At 55.3% G+C, this 618-nt stretch carries 1 protein-coding gene and 1 pseudogene; both read left to right on the top strand.

Annotation, left to right across the window (positions count from 1 at the left end):
• Window positions 1–348, top strand: a 348-nt coding sequence (locus Q7C21_RS22420) for a hypothetical protein (RefSeq protein WP_375151146.1), incomplete at its 5' end; no start/stop codon positions are given.
• 11 nt (window positions 349–359) lie between these two features.
• A pseudogene (locus tag Q7C21_RS22425) lies at window positions 360–618 on the top strand (ABC transporter permease); the annotation flags it as partial.

Below are 618 nucleotides of genomic sequence, written 5' to 3' on the forward strand. Positions count from 1 at the left end.
AATTCTTTCCTCACTAACGCCATGGTCGATGATCAGATCGAATTCTTCGGAACCCGGCAGTTTGCCTATGGAGGCCTGGGCCCGGTTTACGCCCCGGCCACGAATAACCAGACCCTCAATGCAGACAAAGAACTGAACGACCTGTTCACTCGTGAGCAGGCGGCCACCACCGAGGAAGAACACCTGAAACTCGTGGAAGAAGAACAGCGTGAGCTGGTACTCGACAAGGCGCTGACCCTCGTGCTGTGGGATGAAGTGCAGGTATACGGCGCCAATAAGGACGCGCATATCGACTTTACTTCCGGCACCGCACCAATCTTCCAGGGTGCTTGGAAGAGCAACGGTTAAGGAAACACATCATGGGTGGATACATCGCTAAACGCATAGGGCAGGCACTACTGGTGATTTTGTTGGCCTACACCGCAGTATTTCTGGCGGTGCAGGCGTTGCCGAACGACCCGGTGACAATCTTCCTTTCCGCAGACTCCTCTGCCGATCCGGCCACCATCGCACAGATGAAGGCCTACTACGGATATGACCAGCCGCTGATCGTTCAGCATCTCAATCAGCTTGGCGGGCTATTCACCGGGGACTTGGGGTATTCGTTGTCCTCGGGGT

Origin of the sequence: Pantoea sp. ANP04 (assembly GCF_041982285.1) — a bacterium.
GTDB classification, from domain to species: Bacteria; Pseudomonadota; Gammaproteobacteria; order Enterobacterales; family Enterobacteriaceae; genus Pantoea; species Pantoea eucalypti.